25 protein-coding genes are annotated in these 19398 nt (G+C 69.1%); 21 read left to right on the top strand and 4 right to left on the bottom strand.

Annotation, left to right across the window (positions count from 1 at the left end; genetic code table 11):
• Positions 1-5 precede the first annotated feature (5 nt).
• From rpsH to truA, 16 genes are all read left to right on the top strand, one after another.
• Positions 6-404, top strand: coding sequence for a 30S ribosomal protein S8 (gene rpsH, locus ACZ7G1_RS28135; protein ID WP_015035585.1), 399 nt, complete (start codon positions 6-8; stop codon positions 402-404).
• Between the two features lie 21 nt (positions 405-425).
• The gene (rplF, locus tag ACZ7G1_RS28130) at positions 426-965 is read left to right on the top strand and encodes a 50S ribosomal protein L6 (protein ID WP_033201981.1); all 540 of its coding nucleotides are present in this window, start codon (positions 426-428) and stop codon (positions 963-965) included.
• Positions 966-968: 3 nt separating this feature from the next.
• Entirely contained in the window at positions 969-1352 is a 384-nt protein-coding gene (gene rplR, locus ACZ7G1_RS28125; protein ID WP_015035587.1) for a 50S ribosomal protein L18, read from the top strand.
• Between the two features lie 45 nt (positions 1353-1397).
• On the top strand, positions 1398-2000 hold the full coding sequence (gene rpsE / locus ACZ7G1_RS28120; RefSeq protein WP_015035588.1) for a 30S ribosomal protein S5: 603 nt from the start codon (positions 1398-1400) through the stop codon (positions 1998-2000).
• Positions 2000-2182, top strand: a complete 183-nt coding sequence (rpmD, locus tag ACZ7G1_RS28115) for a 50S ribosomal protein L30 (RefSeq protein ID WP_015035589.1) — start codon at positions 2000-2002, stop codon at positions 2180-2182. Before rpsE ends, rpmD begins: the two co-directional genes overlap by 1 nt.
• 1 nt (position 2183) lies before the next feature.
• Positions 2184-2639 carry a 50S ribosomal protein L15 gene (gene rplO, locus ACZ7G1_RS28110; protein ID WP_470877042.1) on the top strand — a complete coding sequence of 152 codons (456 nt, stop codon included), beginning with the start codon at positions 2184-2186 and terminating at the stop codon, positions 2637-2639.
• A 213-nt stretch (positions 2640-2852) separates the two neighbouring features.
• Positions 2853-4172 (top strand): preprotein translocase subunit SecY, encoded by a 1320-nt coding sequence (secY, locus tag ACZ7G1_RS28105; RefSeq protein ID WP_470877044.1) that lies wholly within the window; start codon positions 2853-2855, stop codon positions 4170-4172.
• Positions 4172-4819 (top strand): adenylate kinase, encoded by a 648-nt coding sequence (locus ACZ7G1_RS28100; RefSeq protein WP_470877046.1) that lies wholly within the window; start codon positions 4172-4174, stop codon positions 4817-4819. Before secY ends, ACZ7G1_RS28100 begins: the two co-directional genes overlap by 1 nt.
• A gap of 96 nt (positions 4820-4915) precedes the next feature.
• Positions 4916-5767, top strand: a complete 852-nt coding sequence (gene map / locus ACZ7G1_RS28095; RefSeq protein WP_189800374.1) for a type I methionyl aminopeptidase — start codon at positions 4916-4918, stop codon at positions 5765-5767.
• A 380-nt stretch (positions 5768-6147) separates the two neighbouring features.
• Entirely contained in the window at positions 6148-6369 is a 222-nt protein-coding gene (gene infA, locus ACZ7G1_RS28090; protein WP_003956442.1) for a translation initiation factor IF-1, read from the top strand.
• 63 nt (positions 6370-6432) lie between these two features.
• Complete coding sequence (rpmJ, locus tag ACZ7G1_RS28085) at positions 6433-6546, top strand: 50S ribosomal protein L36 (RefSeq protein WP_003956441.1); 114 nt, start codon at positions 6433-6435, stop codon at positions 6544-6546.
• Positions 6547-6735: 189 nt separating this feature from the next.
• The gene (gene rpsM / locus ACZ7G1_RS28080) at positions 6736-7116 is read left to right on the top strand and encodes a 30S ribosomal protein S13 (protein ID WP_017239590.1); all 381 of its coding nucleotides are present in this window, start codon (positions 6736-6738) and stop codon (positions 7114-7116) included.
• Between the two features lie 66 nt (positions 7117-7182).
• Entirely contained in the window at positions 7183-7587 is a 405-nt protein-coding gene (gene rpsK / locus ACZ7G1_RS28075; protein ID WP_003956432.1) for a 30S ribosomal protein S11, read from the top strand.
• 125 nt (positions 7588-7712) lie between these two features.
• Positions 7713-8735 (top strand): DNA-directed RNA polymerase subunit alpha, encoded by a 1023-nt coding sequence (locus ACZ7G1_RS28070; protein ID WP_003966937.1) that lies wholly within the window; start codon positions 7713-7715, stop codon positions 8733-8735.
• A 145-nt stretch (positions 8736-8880) separates the two neighbouring features.
• The gene (gene rplQ / locus ACZ7G1_RS28065; protein ID WP_015035596.1) at positions 8881-9345 is read left to right on the top strand and encodes a 50S ribosomal protein L17; all 465 of its coding nucleotides are present in this window, start codon (positions 8881-8883) and stop codon (positions 9343-9345) included.
• 91 nt (positions 9346-9436) lie between these two features.
• Positions 9437-10291 carry a tRNA pseudouridine(38-40) synthase TruA gene (truA, locus tag ACZ7G1_RS28060; RefSeq protein ID WP_470877049.1) on the top strand — a complete coding sequence of 285 codons (855 nt, stop codon included), beginning with the start codon at positions 9437-9439 and terminating at the stop codon, positions 10289-10291.
• Here truA and ACZ7G1_RS28055 read toward each other — a convergent pair.
• Complete coding sequence (locus ACZ7G1_RS28055; RefSeq protein WP_470877050.1) at positions 10265-11275, bottom strand: hypothetical protein; 1011 nt, start codon at positions 11273-11275, stop codon at positions 10265-10267. The genes truA and ACZ7G1_RS28055 overlap by 27 nt on opposite strands.
• 56 nt (positions 11276-11331) lie before the next feature.
• Between ACZ7G1_RS28055 and ACZ7G1_RS28050 the strand changes: the two genes are divergently transcribed.
• Entirely contained in the window at positions 11332-12954 is a 1623-nt protein-coding gene (locus ACZ7G1_RS28050) for an ABC-F family ATP-binding cassette domain-containing protein (protein ID WP_470877052.1), read from the top strand.
• A gap of 84 nt (positions 12955-13038) precedes the next feature.
• Here the strand turns inward: ACZ7G1_RS28050 and ACZ7G1_RS28045 are convergent, their stop codons facing one another.
• Complete coding sequence (locus tag ACZ7G1_RS28045) at positions 13039-13977, bottom strand: alcohol dehydrogenase catalytic domain-containing protein (protein WP_470877054.1); 939 nt, start codon at positions 13975-13977, stop codon at positions 13039-13041.
• 121 nt (positions 13978-14098) lie between these two features.
• On the opposite strand from ACZ7G1_RS28045, the gene ACZ7G1_RS28040 reads away from it, so the two are divergent.
• The 4 genes from ACZ7G1_RS28040 (at position 14099) to glmM (ending at position 17234) form a co-directional block, all read left to right on the top strand.
• A complete protein-coding gene (locus ACZ7G1_RS28040; RefSeq protein WP_470877056.1) occupies positions 14099-14539 on the top strand; it encodes a winged helix-turn-helix transcriptional regulator in 441 nt (146 codons plus the stop codon).
• 204 nt (positions 14540-14743) lie between these two features.
• Positions 14744-15187, top strand: a complete 444-nt coding sequence (gene rplM / locus ACZ7G1_RS28035) for a 50S ribosomal protein L13 (RefSeq protein WP_033201974.1) — start codon at positions 14744-14746, stop codon at positions 15185-15187.
• Between the two features lie 44 nt (positions 15188-15231).
• Positions 15232-15744 carry a 30S ribosomal protein S9 gene (rpsI, locus tag ACZ7G1_RS28030; protein WP_015035601.1) on the top strand — a complete coding sequence of 171 codons (513 nt, stop codon included), beginning with the start codon at positions 15232-15234 and terminating at the stop codon, positions 15742-15744.
• 131 nt (positions 15745-15875) lie between these two features.
• On the top strand, positions 15876-17234 hold the full coding sequence (glmM, locus tag ACZ7G1_RS28025) for a phosphoglucosamine mutase (protein ID WP_470877058.1): 1359 nt from the start codon (positions 15876-15878) through the stop codon (positions 17232-17234).
• 77 nt (positions 17235-17311) lie between these two features.
• Here glmM and ACZ7G1_RS28020 read toward each other — a convergent pair whose 3' ends face one another.
• On the bottom strand, positions 17312-18259 hold the full coding sequence (locus tag ACZ7G1_RS28020; RefSeq protein WP_470877059.1) for a DUF389 domain-containing protein: 948 nt from the start codon (positions 18257-18259) through the stop codon (positions 17312-17314).
• A 2-nt stretch (positions 18260-18261) separates the two neighbouring features.
• On the bottom strand, positions 18262-19314 hold the full coding sequence (gene coaA, locus ACZ7G1_RS28015; RefSeq protein ID WP_470877061.1) for a type I pantothenate kinase: 1053 nt from the start codon (positions 19312-19314) through the stop codon (positions 18262-18264).
• Between the last annotated feature and the right edge of the window lie 84 nt (positions 19315-19398).

Genomic DNA, 19398 nt, shown 5'->3' with positions numbered 1-19398 from the left:
AATTCATGACCATGACTGATCCGATCGCGGACATGCTGACTCGTCTGCGTAACGCGAACTCGGCATACCACGACTCCGTGACGATGCCGCACAGCAAGATCAAGTCTCACATCGCGGAAATCCTCCAGCAGGAGGGCTTCATCACGGGCTGGAAGGTCGAGGACGCCGAGGTCGGCAAGAACCTCGTCCTCGAGCTCAAGTTCGGTCCGAACCGTGAGCGCTCCATCGCGGGCATCAAGCGGATCTCGAAGCCCGGTCTCCGGGTTTACGCGAAGTCCACCAACCTGCCGAAGGTTCTCGGCGGCCTGGGCGTGGCGATCATCTCCACGTCCCACGGTCTCCTGACCGGCCAGCAGGCAGGCAAGAAGGGCGTAGGTGGGGAAGTCCTCGCCTACGTCTGGTAGTCGGGAACGGAGGAATAGCTAATGTCGCGTATTGGCAAGCTGCCTATCCAGGTTCCCGCCGGCGTGGACGTCACCATCGAGGGCCGCACGGTCACGGTCAAGGGTTCCAAGGGCACCCTGACCCACACCGTCGCCGCTCCGATCGAGATCGTTAAGGGCGAGGATGGCGTTCTGAACGTCAACCGTCCGAACGACGAGCGTCAGAACAAGGCCCTTCACGGCCTGTCCCGCACGCTGGTGGCCAACATGATCACCGGTGTGACCCAGGGTTACGTGAAGGCGCTCGAGATCAGCGGTGTCGGTTACCGCGTCGCCGCGAAGGGCTCCAACCTGGAGTTCCAGCTCGGCTACAGCCACCCGATCCTGGTCGAGGCGCCCGAGGGCATCTCGTTCAAGGTCGAGTCGCCGACCAAGTTCTCGGTCGAGGGCATCGACAAGCAGAAGGTCGGCGAGGTCGCGGCGAACATCCGCAAGCTGCGGAAGCCCGACCCGTACAAGGCCAAGGGCGTCAAGTACGCCGGCGAGGTCATCCGCCGCAAGGTCGGAAAGGCTGGTAAGTAAGCCATGGCATACGGTGTGAAGATCGCCAAGGGCGACGCTTACAAGCGTGCGGCCAAGGCTCGCCGCCACATCCGCATCCGCAAGAACGTGTCGGGTACGGCGGAGCGTCCGCGCCTCGTCGTGACGCGTTCGAACCGCGGCATCACCGCTCAGGTCATCGACGACCTCAAGGGTCACACCCTTGCGTCTGCGTCGAACCTGGACGCGTCGATCCGCGGTGGCGAGGGTGACAAGTCCGCGCAGGCCAAGCAGGTCGGTGCTCTTGTCGCCGAGCGCGCCAAGGCCGCCGGTGTCGAGGCCGTCGTGTTCGACCGTGGTGGCAACAGGTACGCCGGGCGCATTGCCGCTCTGGCTGACGCCGCCCGCGAAGCCGGGCTGAAGTTCTAAGCCCCGGTTCCGGGACTAACGGACGTAACAGAGAGAGGTAATCCAATGGCTGGACCCCAGCGCCGCGGCAGCGGTGCCGGTGGCGGCGAGCGGCGGGACCGGAAGGGTCGCGACGGTGGCGCTGCCGCCGAGAAGACCGCGTACGTTGAGCGCGTTGTCGCGATCAACCGCGTCGCCAAGGTTGTCAAGGGTGGTCGTCGTTTCAGCTTCACCGCGCTCGTCGTGGTGGGTGACGGTGACGGCACCGTAGGTGTCGGTTACGGCAAGGCCAAGGAAGTTCCCGCGGCCATCGCCAAGGGCGTCGAGGAAGCCAAGAAGAACTTCTTCAAGGTTCCCCGCATCCAGGGCACCATCCCTCACCCGATCCAGGGCGAGAAGGCCGCGGGCGTCGTCCTGCTCAAGCCGGCTTCCCCCGGTACCGGTGTTATCGCCGGTGGCCCGGTGCGCGCCGTGCTCGAGTGCGCCGGCGTTCACGACATCCTGTCGAAGTCGCTCGGCTCCGACAACGCGATCAACATCGTGCACGCGACCGTGGAGGCCCTGAAGGGCCTGCAGCGTCCCGAGGAGATCGCGGCTCGCCGTGGTCTGCCCCTCGAGGACGTCGCTCCCGCGGCTCTGCTCCGTGCGCGTGCTGGGGCGGGTGCGTAATGGCTCGCCTCAAGGTCACGCAGACGAAGTCGTACATCGGCAGCAAGCAGAACCACCGCGACACCCTGCGCTCGCTTGGCCTCAAGAAGGTCAACGACGTGGTTGTCAAGGAGGACCGCCCCGAGTTCCGCGGCATGGTGCACACCGTCCGCCACCTCGTGACGGTCGAGGAGGTTGACTGACATGGCGGAGACCAACCCGCTGAAGGCCCACAACCTCCGTCCCGCCCCGGGCGCCAAGACCGCGAAGACCCGTGTCGGTCGTGGTGAGGCGTCCAAGGGTAAGACGGCCGGTCGTGGTACCAAGGGCACCAAGGCCCGTTACCAGGTTCCGGAGCGCTTCGAGGGTGGGCAGATGCCCCTCCACATGCGCCTCCCGAAGCTCAAGGGCTTCAAGAACCCGTTCCGCACCGAGTACCAGGTCGTGAACCTGGACAAGCTGGCCGCGCTCTACCCGCAGGGTGGCGAGGTCACGGTGGCCGATCTGGTCGCCAAGGGTGCGGTTCGTAAGAACCAGCTCGTCAAGGTGCTCGGCACCGGCGAGGTCTCCGTGGCGCTGCAGGTGACGGTCGACGCCGTCTCCGGCTCCGCCAAGGAGAAGATCGCCGCCGCCGGCGGCACCGTCACCGAGCTCGTCTAAGACGACTCGATGGCCTGAACATCCGATCGGGGATGCCTCTCAAAAGGGGCATCCCCGATTGGTCGTTCCTAGGGGGGCACGGTCGCCGGTAAGGTGGCGTGCACTGTCTAGACTCCGTGCGGTATGCCCGCACGGAATTGATGACCGATACCTAATCGTCGAACCTCAAGACCGTCACCCTTGACGCATAGCGCGGGGGTCGCAGGAGGCACCGTGCTCACCGCGTTCGCCCGGGCGTTCAAGACGCCCGACCTGCGCAAGAAGCTGCTCTTCACGCTCGGCATCGTCGTGCTGTACCGCCTCGGGGCGCACATCCCCGTTCCCGGCGTCAGCTACGAGGCCGTCCAGCAGTGTGTCAAGCAGGCCAGCGAGGGCAACAACAGCCTGTTCGGCCTGGTCAACATGTTCAGTGGCGGAGCCCTGCTCCAGATCACCATCTTCGCGCTCGGCATCATGCCGTACATCACGGCGAGCATCATCCTGCAGCTGCTGACCGTCGTGATCCCCCGCCTGGAAGCCCTCAAGAAGGAGGGTCAGGCCGGTACGGCCAAGATCACGCAGTACACCCGGTACCTGACGGTCGCGCTCGCGATCCTCCAGGGCACCGGTCTCGTCGCCACCGCCAAGAGCGGTGCGCTCTTCAGTGGATGCTCGGTGGCCGACCAGGTCGTGCCGGACCCGTCCATCTTCACCATCGCCACCATGGTCATCACGATGACCGCCGGTACCTGTGTCGTCATGTGGCTCGGCGAGCTCATCACCGACCGCGGCATCGGCAACGGCATGTCGATCCTCATGTTCATCTCGATCGCCGCCGGCTTCCCGGGTGCCCTGTGGGCCATCAAGGAGAGCGGCAAGCTCGCTCAGGGCTGGATCGAGTTCGGCGTCGTCATCCTCATCGGCTTCGTGATGGTGGCCCTCGTGGTCTTCGTCGAGCAGGCGCAGCGCCGCATCCCGGTGCAGTACGCGAAGCGCATGATCGGCCGGCGCTCGTACGGCGGTACGTCCACTTACATCCCGTTGAAGGTGAACCAGGCAGGTGTGATTCCTGTCATCTTCGCCTCGTCGCTGCTCTACATCCCGGCCCTGGTCGCGCAGTTCTCGAACTCCACCGCCGGGTGGAAGACCTGGATCGAAGCCCACTTCGTCAAGGGTGACCACCCGTATTACATCGCCGCGTACTTCCTCCTGATCGTGTTCTTCGCCTTCTTCTACGTGGCGATCTCGTTCAACCCCGAGGAAGTTGCCGACAACATGAAGAAGTATGGTGGCTTCATCCCGGGTATCCGGGCTGGTCGACCTACTGCCGAGTACCTGAGCTACGTGCTCAACCGGATCACTTGGCCGGGCTCGCTGTACTTGGGTCTGATCGCTCTTGTGCCGACGATGGCGTTGGCAGGCTTCGGTGGCGCCAATGCCAACTTCCCCTTCGGTGGGACGAGCATCCTCATCATCGTGGGTGTGGGGCTGGAGACCGTGAAGCAGATCGAGAGCCAGCTCCAGCAGCGCAATTACGAAGGGTTCCTCCGCTGATGCGAATCGTCCTCGTCGGACCGCCCGGGGCAGGCAAGGGCACGCAGGCCGCGTACCTCGCCAAGAACCTGGCCATTCCGCACATCTCCACGGGTGACCTGTTCCGTGCGAACATCTCGCAGGGCACGCCGCTGGGTGTGGAGGCGCAGTCGTACATGAAGGCCGGCCAGCTCGTGCCGGACTCCGTGACGATCGGGATGGCCAAGGACCGTATGGAGCAGGCGGACGCCGTGAACGGCTTCCTGCTCGACGGGTTCCCGCGCAACCTGGCCCAGGCCGAGGCCCTGGACGAGATCCTCAAGGAATCCTCCGTCCAGCTCGACGCGGTCCTGGACCTCGAGGTCCCCGAGGACGAGGTCGTGAAGCGGATCGCGGGTCGCCGCATCTGCCGCAACGACTCCTCGCACGTGTTCCACGCGATCTACAACGCGCCGAAGGCCGAGGGCGTCTGCGACGTCTGCGGCGGCGAGCTCTACCAGCGCGAGGACGACTCCGAGGAGACCGTCCGCAAGCGGCTGGAGGTCTACCACACGGAGACCGAGCCGATCATCGACTACTACCGGGCGCAGGGCCTGGTCGTGACGATCTCGGCGCTCGGCAAGGTGGACGAGGTCACCGCCAAGGCGATGGACGCGCTGAAGAAGTAACCCCCGGTTCGTGCGATACGGCCGCGGTGCCCCTCAGGGGCGCCGCGGCCGTATCGTTGTTCTGTCCCCGTACTCGAAGGAAAGGCCCCGGCCACGATGGTGCAGATCAAGACCCCCGAGCAGATCGCGAAGATGCGCGAGGCGGGGCTGGTCGTCGCCGCCATCCACGCGGCGACCCGCGAGGCGGCCGTGCCGGGCGCCACCACGAAGGACCTCGACGAGGTCGCGCGCAAGGTCATCGCCGACCACGGGGCGAAGTCGAACTTCCTCGGGTACGGCGGATTCCCCGCGACCATCTGCACCTCGGTCAACGAGGTCGTCGTCCACGGCATCCCCGACGACAAGACCGTCCTCAAGGACGGCGACATCATCTCCATCGACGCCGGCGCGATCGTCGACGGCTGGCACGGTGACGCGGCGTACACCGCCTTCGTGGGCACCGGGCACGCGCCCGAGCTCGTCGAGCTCTCCCGGGTCACCGAGGAGTCGATGTGGGCCGGCATCGCGGCCATGAAGCTCGGCAACCGGCTCGTCGACATCTCCAAGGCGATCGAGACCTACATCAAGCGCCAGCCCCGCCCCGCGGTCGGCGACCACAGCCTCGGCCGCTACGGGATCATCGAGGACTACGGCGGCCACGGCATCGGCACCGAGATGCACATGGACCCGCACCTCCTGAACTACGTCTCCCGCAAGCGCGGCAAGGGCCCCAAGCTCGTCCCCGGCCTCTGCCTCGCCATCGAGCCCATGGTCTCCCTCGGCACCCCCCACACCGAGGTCCTCAAGGACGACTGGACCGTCATCACCACCGACAACACCTGGTCCTCCCACTGGGAGCACTCCATCGCCCTGACGGAGGAGGGCCCGCTGGTCCTGACCGCAGTCGACGGCGGCAAGGCGAAGCTCGCCGAGCTGGGCGTGACGGCGGCGCCGGATCCGTTGGCGTAGCTGGTCTGCCCGCCGGTAGCGGTACGGGGCTCGGGCCGGTGGCCCCCTCTGCTCGGCGGACGGAGTCCGGCGCAGCGGGTCGATGCTTGTGAGGCGCCCTGGCGCCGAGCCCGCGAGGGCTGCGTCGGGGGGTGGGTCGGCGGCAAGGCGAAGCTCGCCGAGCTGGGCGTCACGGCGGCGCCGGATCCGTTGGCGTAGTTGTTTCGGACGCGGTTTTTCTGCGGCGTGGTGGCTTGCGTAAGGATCAGTGGGGGTGGGCAGACTTCCCGATTCGTCTTTTCGTGGGGGAGGACGTAGACTGATGCGTCGGCTCTCGTGTACCCGTGTGTCCGCATGCGGCGGCGAGAGTCGATCAAGGTAGCCGATTCGAAAGGCGAAGCGTGGCCAAGAAGCAAGGTGCCATCGAAATCGAGGGCACCGTGATCGAGTCCCTCCCGAACGCCATGTTCAAGGTGGAGCTCCAGAACGGTCACAAGGTCCTCGCGCACATCTCCGGCAAGATGCGGATGCACTACATCCGAATCCTTCCGGACGACCGGGTCGTCGTGGAGCTCTCTCCGTACGACCTGACGCGTGGCCGGATCGTCTACCGGTACAAGTAGATCTTGCCCGCACCCCGCCTCCGCGCGCGGGTGGTGGCACTGACCCGGAGAACCTCACATCCCATGAAGGTCAAGCCGAGCGTCAAGAAGATCTGCGACAAGTGCAAGGTGATCCGCCGTCACGGCCGGGTCATGGTCATCTGCGACAACCTGCGCCACAAGCAGCGCCAGGGCTGACGCACGCCGACCGACCTGCATTTCGCAGTTCTTCGCGCGACGCATAGCAATACGTACATACGCAGAGCCCGTCCGACCGTGTCCCACGGTTGACGGCACCTCCGGCGGGGGCCGGGGACCCGACCTGTACCTCATACGGCAGCCGGGAACGGTTCTGCAGCAGACCCCCGAGAACACAGGAGCCATTGAATGGCACGCGTTTCCGGTGTTGACATCCCGCGCGAAAAGCGTGTGGTGGTCGCACTCACCTACGTCTTCGGCATCGGGCGTACCCGGTCCGAGGAGATCCTCGCCTCGACCGGTGTGAACCCGTCCACCCGTGTCCGCGACCTTGCCGAGGAAGACCTCGTCAAGATCCGCGAGTACGTGGACGCCAACCTCCAGACCGAGGGTGACCTCCGTCGCGAGATCGCCGCCGACATCCGCCGCAAGGTCGAGATCGGCTGCTACCAGGGCCTCCGCCACCGTCGTGGCCTGCCCGTCCGCGGCCAGCGCACCAGCACGAACGCTCGTACCCGCAAGGGCCCGCGTCGCGCCATCGCCGGCAAGAAGAAGCCGGGCAAGAAGTAGTCCTCAGCGGACGCTTGACCAAGCGGTCTTCGCTGTAGGACCGACCACCTCCCGTAGGAGTTATAGATGCCCCCCAAGGGTCGTCAGGGCGCTGCCAAGAAGGTGCGCCGCAAGGAAAAGAAGAACGTCGCTCACGGCCACGCGCACATCAAGAGCACGTTCAACAACACGATCGTCTCGATCACGGACCCCTCGGGCAACGTGATCTCCTGGGCCTCCGCCGGCCACGTCGGCTTCAAGGGCTCGCGCAAGTCCACCCCCTTCGCCGCGCAGATGGCCGCCGAGTCGGCCGCCCGCCGCGCGCAGGAGCACGGCATGCGCAAGGTCGACGTCTTCGTCAAGGGTCCCGGCTCCGGCCGTGAGACCGCGATCCGTTCCCTCCAGGCCACGGGCCTCGAGGTCGGTTCGATCCAGGACGTCACCCCCACGCCGCACAACGGCTGCCGTCCCCCCAAGCGCCGCCGCGTCTGACGCACGGCTGCTTGATCAGGACTTCGGGCGGTACGGCTCTTCGGACCGTGCCGCCCGTACCCTTGCACTAGATACATCCGTCGGGCGTCAAATAGTGGGCGTCCACGACTGAAGGAAACAGAGACATGCTGATCGCTCAGCGTCCGTCGCTGACCGAAGAGGTCGTCGACGAGTTCCGCTCCCGGTTCGTGATCGAGCCGCTGGAGCCGGGCTTCGGCTACACCCTCGGCAACTCCCTCCGCCGTACCCTCCTCTCCTCGATCCCGGGTGCCGCTGTCACCAGCATCCGCATCGACGGTGTCCTGCACGAGTTCACCACCGTGCCGGGCGTCAAGGAGGACGTCACCGACCTCATCCTCAACATCAAGCAGCTGGTCGTCTCCTCGGAGCACGACGAGCCGGTCGTGATGTACCTGCGCAAGCAGGGCCCGGGTCTGGTCACCGCCGCCGACATCGCGCCCCCGGCCGGTGTCGAGGTGCACAACCCCGACCTCGTCCTCGCCACGCTCAACGGCAAGGGCAAGCTGGAGATGGAGCTGACCGTCGAGCGCGGTCGCGGCTACGTCTCCGCCGTGCAGAACAAGCAGGTCGGCCAGGAGATCGGCCGTATCCCGGTCGACTCCATCTACTCGCCGGTGCTCAAGGTCACGTACAAGGTCGAGGCGACCCGTGTCGAGCAGCGCACCGACTTCGACAAGCTGATCGTCGACGTCGAGACCAAGCAGGCCATGCGCCCGCGTGACGCCATGGCGTCCGCCGGCAAGACCCTGGTCGAGCTGTTCGGTCTGGCGCGCGAGCTCAACATCGACGCCGAGGGCATCGACATGGGCCCGTCCCCCACGGACGCCGCCCTGGCCGCCGACCTCGCGCTGCCGATCGAGGAGCTCGAGCTCACCGTCCGTTCGTACAACTGCCTCAAGCGCGAGGGCATCCACTCCGTGGGTGAGCTCGTGGCGCGTTCCGAGGCGGACCTGCTCGACATCCGCAACTTCGGTGCGAAGTCGATCGACGAGGTCAAGGCGAAGCTGGCCGGTATGGGCCTCGCGCTGAAGGACTCGCCGCCCGGATTCGACCCGACCGCCGCCGCCGACGCGTTCGGCGCGGACGACGACGCCGACGCCGGTTTCGTCGAGACCGAGCAGTACTAGTCGCAGTCTTGCTGCGGGCCGGTTCCGGTCGGCCGCGCAGTTCCCCGCGCCCCTCAGGGGGCGCGGGTCTTCGACGGGCAACCGCCCGCTCGGATACTGACCCCGGTACCTGATACGGCCGAGGCAGACATCAAGGAGAAACACCATGCCGCGTCCCGCGAAGGGTGCCCGCCTCGGCGGTTCCGCCGCGCACGAGAAGCTGCTGCTCGCCAACCTGGCGAAGTCGCTGTTCGAGCACGGCCGCATCACCACGACCGAGGCCAAGGCCCGTCGCCTGCGTCCGGTCGCCGAGCGCCTGATCACCAAGGCGAAGAAGGGCGACATCCACAACCGTCGCCTGGTGCTGCAGACGATCACCGACAAGGGCATCGTCCACACCCTCTTCACCGAGATCGCCCCGCGCTACTCGGAGCGTCCGGGTGGTTACACCCGTATCACCAAGATCGGCAACCGTCGTGGCGACAACGCCCCGATGGCCGTGATCGAGCTGGTCGAGGGCGAGATCGCCAAGAAGGCGACCGTCGCCGAGGCCGAGGCCGCCACCGTGCGCGCCGTCAAGGAGGCCGACGCGGCCGCCGAGGCTCCGGCCGAGGAGTCGAAGGACGCGTAAGCGTTCCTGAGAGCTTTCTCTTGTGCGGGCCCGTACCCCTCTGGGGTGCGGGCCCGCCGCTGTGCTCGATGGTTCTGAGAGGATTTCCCGCGTGAGCGATGACGTGCAGGACGGATACGTACGGGTGAGGCTCGACCTCTCGTACGACGGCAAGGACTTCTCCGGCTGGGCCAAGCAGGCGCAGGGGCAGCGGACGGTGCAGGGGGACATCGAGGACGCCCTGCGGACCGTGACGCGGTCCAAGGAGACGTACGAGCTGACCGTCGCCGGCCGGACCGACTCCGGGGTGCACGCGCGGGGCCAGGTCGCCCACGTCGACCTGCCCGTGGAGGTGTGGGCCGAGCACCGGGACAAGCTGCTGCGGCGGCTCGCGGGGCGGCTCTCGCACGATGTGCGGATCTGGAAGGCGGAGGAGGCCCCCGCCGGGTTCAACGCGCGGTTCTCCGCGATCTGGCGCCGCTACGCCTACCGCGTCACCGACGACCCCGCCGGCGTCGACCCGCTGCTGCGCGGGCACGTCCTGTGGCACGACTGGGCCCTGGACATGGACGCCATGAACGAGGCCGCGACCGCGCTCGTCGGCGAGCACGACTTCGCCGCGTACTGCAAGAAGCGCGAGGGCGCGACCACCATCCGCACGCTCCAGGTGCTGCGCTGGGAGAGGCGCGAGGACGGGATCCTGGAGGCGACCGTCAAGGCGGACGCCTTCTGCCACAACATGGTCCGCTCGCTGGTCGGCGCGATGCTGTTCGTCGGCGACGGGCACCGGCCGGTGGACTGGCCCGGCAAGGTGCTGGCCGCCGGGGTCCGCGACTCGGCCGTGCACGTCGTACGGCCGCACGGGCTCACCCTCGAAGAGGTCGGCTACCCGGCGGACGAGCTCCTGGCCGCCCGCAGTGTGGAGGCCAGGAACAAGCGGTCACTGCCCGGCGGCGGCTGCTGCTGAGGCCTGGGAGCGGCCGCGGGCGTAGATCTGGTTGAAGGCGAAGGTGCCGAGGTCGTCGCTGGCCTGGAAGACGGGCTTGTCGGCCTTGGTGACCTTCTTGCCGTCGGCGAAGCCGGCCTGGGTGAAGTACGCGTAGCGGCCGATCGAGTTCGAGCGGCGCAGGCAGACCGTGGCGTGGCAGAAGTCACCCACTCCCGCGCCGACCAGCGGGGAGACGCCGCCGGTGGCCTGGGTCTTCGCCTTGAGGGCGGCGGCCTCGGACGGGAAGACGGCGATGCCGACGGTGATCGCCACGCCGTCCTTCACATAGGTGGCGCGGAACAGGCGCTGGCAGCCGTTCCGCTTCAGGACGGTGCCGAGGCCGCCCTGGGTGGCGGCCGCGCAGTTCGTGGTGGCGGCGGTCGCGCCCTTCTTGTAGGCGCGCTTGTTCATGGACATCTGCTTACCCGGGAAGAGGCCCTCGACGGTGATCGGGGCCTTGTCCTTCTTCGGGTCCGAGATGAAGTCCATCGGGTTCGGCGGGGGCGGCGGCGCCACCGACGAGAACGTCGGCTCGGGCGTGGGCGTGCCGGTGGGGGAGACCGTGCCGGTGGGCACCCCGCCGCCGTTCTTCGACGCGTTGTTGTTCTTGTTCGTGGTCACCACGGCGGTGGCGACGATCGCGCCGACCGCCACGGTGGCCAGCACCCCGCCGCCGATCAGCAGCCAGCGCTTGCGGCGGCTGCGGCCCTCGGACGCGGCCGCCAGGGCGTCCCAGTCAGGGGTCGCCCCGCCGCTCTGGGCGCCCGGGAAGGGGTTCGGCTGTCCGAAGGCCGGCTGACCTCCGTACGGCTGCGGGTAGCCGTATCCCGGCTGCGGTGCGGGACCGGGCTGCTGCCCGTACCCCGGCTGCTGTCCTTGTCCGGGCTGCTGTCCGTGGCCCTGCTGCCCCTGCTGCCCCTGCTGCTGCGGCTCCTGCGGCCACTGCGGTCCCCCAAAGCTCATGCCGCGCATCCTAATCCGGTTGGGCGAAGGGGAGGCGGGCGGTGACAATGCACTCCATGGGACATGTCGAGGCCGCGCATCTTGAGTACTACCTTCCGGACGGGAGGGTCCTGCTCGGGGACGTCTCCTTCCGGGTCGGGGAGGGCGCCGTCGTCGCCCTCGTCGGGGCCAACGGCGCCGGCAAGACCACACTGCTCCGGCTGATCTCCGGGGAACTCCAGCCGCACGGCGGCTCCGTCACCGTCAGCGGCGGCCTCGGCGTGATGCCGCAGTTCGTCGGCTCCGTACGGGACGAGTCCACCGTCCGCGACCTGCTGGTCTCGGTGGCCGAGCCGCGGATCCGCAAGGCCGCGAAGGCGGTCGACGAGGCCGAGCACCTGATCATGACCGTCGACGACGAGGCCGCGCAGATGAAGTACGCGCAGGCCCTCAGCGACTGGGCCGAGGTGCAGGGGTACGAGGCCGAGACCCTCTGGGACATCTGCACGATGGCCGCGCTCGGCGTCCCGTACGAGAAGGCGCAGTTCCGCGAGGTCCGGACGCTCTCGGGCGGCGAGCAGAAGCGGCTCGTCCTGGAGTCGCTGCTCCGCGGGCCCGACGAGGTGCTGCTCCTCGACGAGCCGGACAACTACCTCGACGTACCCGGCAAGCGGTGGCTGGAGGAGCGGCTGCGGGAGACCCGCAAGACCGTGCTCTTCATCTCCCACGACCGCGAGCTGCTCTCCCGGAGCGCGCAGAAGATCGTCGCGGTCGAGCCCGGCCCGGCCGGCTCGGACGTCTGGGTGCACGGCGGCGGCTTCGACACCTTCCACGACGCGCGGCGCGAGCGCTTCGCCCGCTTCGAGGAGCTCAAGCGGCGCTGGGAGGAGAAGCACGCCCAGCTGAAGAAGCTCGTCGTCAACCTGCGGCAGGCCGCCTCCGTCAGCCACGAGATGGCCTCCCGGTACGCGGCGGCGCAGACCCGGCTGCGGAAGTTCGAGGAGGCCGGCCCGCCGCCGGAGCCGCCGCGCGAGCAGGACATCCGCATGCGGCTCCGTGGCGGACGTACCGGCGTACGTGCCGTGACCTGCGAGAACCTTGAGCTGACCGGCCTCATGAAGCCGTTCTCGCTTGAGATCTTCTACGGGGAGCGGGTCGCCGTCCTCGGTTCCAACGGCTCCGGCAAGTCGCACTTCCTGCGGCTGCTCGCCGGCGACCCCACGGTGGCCCACACCGGCCACTGGAAGGTGGGCGCGCGGGTCGTGCCGGGGCACTTCGCGCAGACCCACGCCCACCCCGAGCTGGCCGGCCGCCCGCTCGTCGACATCCTCTGGACCGAGCACGCCAAGGACCGCGGCGGGGCGATGTCGATGCTGCGGCGGTACGAGCTGGAGCGCCAGGGCGACCAGTCCTTCGACAAGCTCTCCGGCGGCCAGCAGGCCCGCTTCCAGATCCTCCTCCTGGAGCTGGCCGGCACGACGGCGCTGCTCCTCGACGAGCCCACCGACAACCTTGACCTGGAGTCCGCCGAGGCCCTCCAGGACGGCCTGGAGTCGTATGACGGGACGGTGATGGCCGTCACCCACGACCGCTGGTTCGCGAAGTCCTTCGACCGCTACCTGGTCTTCGGCTCGGACGGCGTCGTCCGGGAGACCCCGGAGCCGGTGTGGGACGAGCGGCGGGTCGAGCGGGCTCGCTGAGGTCGTGTGGGTCGAGCGGGCTCGTTGAGGTCGTAGGGGTGGGGCCGGTGTCGCCGAAGGGGCGGGGCCGGTCTCGCGGTCGTTTTACGGGATGAGGACGAGGTTGCCGCGGAGGCCGCCTGTGGCCAGGCGGTGGTGGGCTTCGGCGGCGTGGGTCAGGGGGAGGGTGTCGGCCACGCGGGGGGTGAGGGTGCCGTGTTCGGCGAGGGTGGTGAGGTGTCGGAGGCCGTGCTGGTCGGCGCGGACCCAGATCTGCTCGACGCGGATGCCGCGGAGGGGGTAGGGGGCGGACCCCGGGACCAGGGCGGCGAAGGCGCCGCCGGTGCGGATCGCGTCGAGGGCCGCGGGGCCCAGTGCGGCCGCGTCCAGGGCTCCGGCGGCGCCGCCGGGGACGAGGGCGCGGACGGCCGTGCCGAGGCGGTCGGGGCCCGCGGGGACGAAGAGGGCGGCGCCGAGGGCGCGTACCAGCGGTTCGTCGGCGGCGCGGGCGGTGGCGACGACGCGTAGGCCGCGGGCGGTGGCGAGCCGTACCGCGTGGCCGCCGACCGCGCCGGCGGCGCCGGTGACGAGGAGCGTGGCGCCTTCGGGCAGGGCCAGGGCGTCCAGGGCCTGGAGGGCGGTGAGCCCGGCGAGCGGGAGGGTCGCGGCGGCCGCCGGGTCCAGTCCGGCGGGGGCCGGCACGACCGCCGAGGCGTCCAGGACGACGTGGTCGGCCTGGGTGCCGAGGGGGACGTCGAGCCGGTCGTTCATGCCGATGACCGGGTCTCCGGCGCGGAGCCCTTCGACCCGGGGGCCGGTCAGGTCGACGACGCCGGCGACGTCCCAGCCGAGCCCGGTGCGGGCGCCGCCGGTCATCAGTCCGGCCGCCGCGAGGACGCCGGAGCGGGTGGCGAGGTCGACGGGGTGGACGGTGGCCGCCTGCACCCGTACCCGTACCTGTCCGGGGCCGGGCGCGGGGACGGGGACCTCGGCGAGGCGCAGGACCTCCGGGCCGCCGAAGGTGTCGAGGACGAGAGCGCGCATGGGCGGGACCTTTCGCGGGGCTGCCGGGGAGCTGTGACGGTCCTCACGAACCTAGGGAGAGCTACGCTCCGTGGGGAAGCAGGCACCTGGAAGTGCGTACCGCACCCGAGGGGGAGCGCCCATGCCCACCCGTACCGCCGCCGAGCAGCGCGCGGAGGCCCGCCGCGCGTACGACGCGTACCTGGCCGAGTGTCCGGCGCGCGGGCTCCTCGACCGGATCGCCGACAAATGGGTCACCCTGGTCCTGACGGCGCTGGCCGAAGGACCCCGCCGTTACGGGGAGCTGAGCCGCCGGATCGCGGGCGTCAGCCAGAAGATGCTGACCCAGACCCTGCGCGCGCTGGAGCGCGACGGCCTGGTCGTCCGGACCGTGACCCCGTCGGTCCCGGTCCGCGTCGACTACGCGCTGACCCCGCTCGGCGCCTCACTGCTGCCGGTGGTGGCGGCGGTGAAGGACTGGGCGGACGGGCACATGGCCGAGGTGGCGGAGGCGCGGGCGGCGTACGACGGCCGGGGCGGCGGATCGGGTGGGACTTCGGGCGGCGGCGGGGACGCGTTTTGACCCGTCCAGGGGCGCGCGGGTACGCTTCTGCTTTGTTATGCGTATAGGTCGCGTCGTTCACGCGGCGAAGACTCTTACGCAGGTTCCCTGGAGCAGTTACCAGTGGCTCGCATACGGGCAGAGTTCCCGGCAGTGCAGGCCCCAGCTGCATGATCGCTTCAGGTGTGTCTGGACTCCATCCACTGAAGAAGCGAAGGCTACGAAGTGCGTACGTACAGCCCCAAGCCCGGCGATGTCACTCGCCAGTGGCACATCATCGACGCGCAGGACGTTGTCCTGGGCCGTCTGGCGACCACGGCTGCGAACCTCCTGCGAGGCAAGCACAAGCCGGTCTACGCCCCCCACATGGACATGGGCGACTTTGTCATCATCATCAACGCTGACAAGGTGCACCTGTCCGGCAACAAGAAGACCCAGAAGCTGGCGTACCGCCACTCCGGCTTCCCGGGTGGTCTGCGCTCCGTCCGTTACGACGAGCTGCTGGACAAGAACCCCGAGAAGGCCGTCGAGAAGGCCATCAAGGGCATGATCCCCAAGAACTCCCTGGGCCGTCAGATGATCTCGAAGCTGAAGGTCTACGCGGGCGAGAACCACCCGCACGCTGCGCAGCAGCCGGTTCCGTTCGAGATCACCCAGGTCGCGCAGTAGTTCCGGCCACACCCCCTAAGAACGAAAGAAATCTGAGGAGCATCGTGGCCGAGACCACCCCCGAGACCCCCGTCGACGAGTTCGAGGGCGTCGAGGAGTACACCACCGAGACCGAGCTCGTCGAGGGTGAGTACACCTCCGAGTCGCTCGCGTCCCGCTTCGGCGACCCGCAGCCGGCCGCCGGCCTGGGCCGTCGCAAGAACGCCATCGCCCGCGTCCGGATCGTTCCGGGCACCGGCAAGTGGAAGATCAACGGTCGCACCCTTGAGGACTACTTCCCCAACAAGGTGCACCAGCAGGAAGTCAACGAGCCCTTCAAGGTGCTCGAGCTCGACAACCGCTACGACGTCATCGCCCGCATCGCGGGTGGCGGTGTCTCCGGCCAGGCCGGCGCCCTGCGCCTCGGCGTGGCCCGTGCGCTGAACGAGGCGGACGTCGAGAACAACCGCCCGGCGCTGAAGAAGGCCGGCTTCCTCTCCCGCGACGACCGTGCGGTCGAGCGCAAGAAGGCCGGTCTCAAGAAGGCCCGTAAGGCCCCGCAGTACAGCAAGCGCTAATCACGCCTGCTCGGACTGTTCGTACGCCCCGGCGGCACTGCCCGTGCCGTCGGGGCGTACGTTTTTTCGTAAGCGTTTCTTTTTGAATCCTTCTTTCATCAGCTTGGGCACGTATTTCTCGGAGGACAGCTGTGGGACGACTCTTCGGCACGGACGGCGTACGCGGCGTCGCCAACGCGGACCTGACGGCGGAGCTCGCGCTCGGCCTGTCCGTCGCGGCGGCGCACGTGCTGGCAGAGGCGGGCACCTTCGAGGGGCACCGGCCGACCGCCGTCGTCGGGCGTGACCCGCGCGCGTCCGGAGAGTTCCTGGAGGCCGCCGTCGTGGCCGGCCTCGCCAGCGCCGGCGTCGACGTGCTGCGCGTCGGCGTCCTGCCCACCCCGGCCGTCGCGCACCTCACCGGCGTCCTCGGCGCCGACCTCGGCGTGATGCTCTCCGCCAGCCACAACGCCATGCCCGACAACGGCATCAAGTTCTTCGCCCGCGGCGGCCACAAGCTCGCCGACGACCTCGAGGACAAGATCGAGGCCGTCTACGAGGAGCACCGCACCGGCGCCCCCTGGGAGCGTCCGACCGGTGCCGGCGTCGGCCGCGTCCGCGACTACGACGAGGGCTTCGAGACCTACGTCTCCCACCTGATGTCCGTCCTGCCCAACCGGCTCGACGGCCTCAAGATCGTCCTCGACGAGGCGCACGGCGCCGCCGCCCGCGTCTCGCCCGAGGCCTTCACCCGGGCCGGCGCCCAGGTCGTCACCATCGGCGCCGAGCCGGACGGCCTCAACATCAACGACGGCTGCGGCTCCACCCACCTCGGACTGCTCCGCGCCGCCGTCGTCGAGCACGGCGCCGACCTGGGCATCGCCCACGACGGCGACGCCGACCGCTGCCTCGCCGTGGACGCCGCGGGCGACGAGGTCGACGGCGACCAGATCCTCGCCGTCCTCTCCCTCGCCATGCGCGAGGCCGGCACGCTGCGCGGCGACACCGTCGTCGCGACCGTCATGTCCAACCTGGGCTTCAAGCTCGCCATGGAGCGCGAGGGCCTCAACCTCGTCCAGACCGCGGTCGGCGACCGTTACGTCCTGGAGTCCATGAAGGAGAACGGTTACGCGCTCGGCGGCGAGCAGTCGGGTCACGTCATCGTGCTCGACCACGCCACCACCGGCGACGGCACCCTCACCGGCCTGATGCTCGCCGCCCGCGTCGCGGCCACCGGCAAGTCCCTCGCGGACCTCGCCGGCGTGATGGAGCGGCTGCCGCAGATCCTCATCAACGTCAAGGACGTCGACAAGTCGCGGGTGAACACCTCCGGCGAGCTCGCCGCGGCCGTCACCGAGGCCGAGCGCGAGCTGGGCTCCACCGGCCGCGTCCTGCTCCGTCCCTCCGGCACCGAGCCGCTCGTCCGCGTCATGGTCGAGGCCGCCGACATCGAGCAGGCCCGCGCGGTGGCGCAGCGCCTCGCGGACGTCGTGAAGTCGGCGCTGGGCTGACCGAGCCGCCCGTCTGACGTGTAGTCACGCAGGGCCCCGCCGTACCCCTTCGGGTGCGGCGGGGCCCGTAGCGTTTCTCAGGGCTTCGGCGCGCGGCGCCAGCGGCCGCGCTGGGTGCGCCAGAGGAGCTTCTGCCCGTACAGGGTGAGGGTTCCGGCGAGGATGATGCCGAAGAGGTTGAGCAGGAGCTGCTCGACCGAGCCCCACATCTGGCCGAACTGGCCGTAGCTGAGCGCCACCGCCGCGTTGGCGCCCGCGGGGACCGTGGTGACCGAGATCGCCACGCCCACGAGGGCGCCGGACTTGGCCGAGGTCAGGGAGAGGGTGCCGGCCGCGCCCGCGAGGAGGGCGACGACGAAGGAGAACGGGTCCGGCTGCCAGATGAAGCTGGTCTGCGGGCGCTCCGCGTCCAGCTGCTCCGGGCTGAACAGGTCGAACGCGTCCATGCCCAGGCTGAAGACCGTGGTGGCGACGATCGCCGCCGCGAAACCGACGAGCAGCGCGGTCAGCGAACGGGCCGCCAGCTTCGGGGCGCGCTGCACGATCGCCGTACAGACGCCGGCGAGCGGACCGAACTCCGGGCCGACCGCCATCGCGCCGACGATCAGGATCGCGTTGTCCAGGACGACACCGCAGGCCGCGATCATCGTCGCCAGGATCATGAACGCGCTGTACGTGATGGAGAGCGTCGACTCCTCGTGGGTCGCGCCCGTCAGCTGCTCCCAGATCACCGCGTCCGCCGGCTCGCCGGGGGCCTCCTCCTCGGCCGCGGCCGCCCGGGTGGAGAGCGAGAGGTCGATGTTCTCGACGGCGATCGAGCCGTCCTGATCGATCCTCAGCTCACGCAGCCCGCTGAGGAGTTCGTCCCCCGCCTCGCGGGCCACGTCGCACATCACCACGTCGCCGGAGGGGTCACGGGCCGCGCCCTCCAGCACCACCAGATGCGTGGTGCCGACCGTCGACTCGATGAGCCGAACGGCGGCCAGGGTGCGGCCGGGAGGGACGATCATCCGGAGATGCAGCATCCTCAGAGCTTACGGAGACTCAGCCGCTGGACCTTGTGATCGGAGCCCTTGCGGACCACGAGCGTGGCGCGGCCGCGGGTGGGGGCCACGTTCTCCAGGAGGTTCACCTTGTTGACGGTCCGCCACATCGTGCGCGCGTACTCCATGGCCTCCTCCTCGGAGACCTGGGTGAATCGCTGGAAGTACGAGGACGGGTCCTGGAACGCGGTGTCGCGCAGCTTGCGGAAGCGGTTCAGGTACCAGCGCTCGATGTCCTCCGGGCGGGCGTCCACGTACACCGAGAAGTCGAAGTAGTCGGCGAGGCCGACGCGGGTGCGGCCGTCCTTGCCGGGCAGGGCCGGCTGGAGGACGTTGAGCCCCTCCACGATGAGGATGTCGGGGCGGCGGACGACGAGCCGCTCGCCGGGCACCCGGTCGTAGATCAGGTGCGAGTAGACGGGGGCCGTGACCTCGTCCTTGCCCGCCTTGATGTCCGCGACGAACCGGGTCAGCGCCCGGCGGTCGTACGACTCGGGGAAGCCCTTCCGGGACATCAGGCCGCGCGCCTTCAGCTCCTCCATCGGATAGAGGAAGGCGTCGGTGGTCACCAGCTCCACCCGCGGGTGCTCGGGCCAGCGGGCCAGCAGCGCCTGGAGGAGGCGGGAGACCGTCGACTTGCCGACGGCCACCGAACCGGCGACCCCTATGACGAACGGCGTGCCGCGCTGCTCGGCGCTCTCGCCGAGGAAGGTGTTCAGGGCGCCGCGCAGTCCGCTGGTCGCCTGCACGTACAGGTTCAGGAGCCGGGACAGCGGCAGGTAGACGTCCCTGACCTCGTCCAGGTCGATGACGTCCCCGAGCCCGCGCAGCCGCTCCACCTCGTCGGCGGTCAGCGGCAGCGGCGTCTTGTCGCGGAGGCCGCTCCACTCGGCCCGGGTGAAGTCGACGTACGGGGTCGCCTCGGACGGCCGGCGGTGGCCGGCGCTGTTCCCGGCGCCGGTGCCGGTGCCCGTCCCGGTCCCGGCGTCGTCGCGGGGACCGTCTCCGTTGGAGCTTCGTGGCGGCGAAGTGATCACCCCGCCATTGTCGGGGGTCGCGGGCGTCCGTGGGCCGTGGGGTCGGTCACGCGACAAAAGCCGTTGTCCGACCCCGGCCCTGGG

This window comes from Streptomyces sp. NPDC037273, from assembly GCF_055603625.1.
The sequence above is the reverse complement of the archived record's forward strand: the minus strand, read 5'-3'. Positions and strand labels throughout refer to the sequence as shown.